Genomic DNA, 412 nt, shown 5'->3' with positions numbered 1-412 from the left:
TAATGTGGTGTACAACTCACTCTTATGAAAGGGGTTTAACGATGAAGTTCCTCAACCGCAGCTCCACTGCACCCGCCCCTCGCACTGGCATGAGCCGCCGCCTGCTCGCCACGGGCGCCCTGTTCTGTATCGGCATCATGCCCCTGAGTGCCTGCTCGCTCTTCAACCCGCCGCTGGAACGTGACGAAAGCGTCCACGCCATCTTTGACGCGGAACAGGACATCGTGAAGATGCCTCTGGACGATTACCTTTACTACGAGCGCACCAACTACGAGTACACCGCCTTTCAGATTGCCATGAAGCAGTGCTACGCCGAACACGGGCAGAACTACACCAGCCAGGCTCCCCACTCTGAGGGTGCGCCCCGCGGCGAGATGGGGCGAAAGTACGGTCCCTGGAACGTCGAGTACGC

1 pseudogene is annotated in these 412 nt (G+C 59.5%); it reads left to right on the top strand.

Annotated features, from left to right (window positions below):
- Positions 1–41: 41 nt before the first annotated feature.
- Positions 42–412 (top strand): annotated as a pseudogene (locus HMPREF2884_RS09365) (multidrug transporter); the annotation flags it as partial.

This window comes from Rothia sp. HMSC073B08 (assembly GCF_001812975.1).
GTDB classification, from domain to species: domain Bacteria; phylum Actinomycetota; class Actinomycetes; order Actinomycetales; family Micrococcaceae; genus Rothia; species Rothia mucilaginosa.
Note: the sequence above shows the minus strand (reverse complement) of the source record. Positions and strands in the feature narration are given on the sequence as shown.